The organism is Flectobacillus sp. (assembly GCF_049240685.1).
In the GTDB taxonomy this organism is placed as follows: domain Bacteria; phylum Bacteroidota; class Bacteroidia; order Cytophagales; family Spirosomataceae; genus Flectobacillus.
The window spans coordinates 1-210 of record NZ_JBMLSD010000066.1; positions in this window are offsets into that span (position 1 = coordinate 1).

A 210-nucleotide genomic window follows, 5' to 3' on the forward strand; every position below is an offset into this window, starting at 1 on the left:
AAATAAAGTAAAATACCTCTATTTTTTACAAAACCTAAAAGATTCCCTTCCGAAACCCCACATCCGATATCCGAAATAGACAGTTTTAGAATCCTTCGTACAGTGCTGATTATGAATAGTGAATGAGTGTTTTTCTCAATTAAAGAGAGAAAAAAAAGCAAAAAAAATATCGCTAATTGATTGTTAGTTAGCTTGTTGTAAAATAACTTT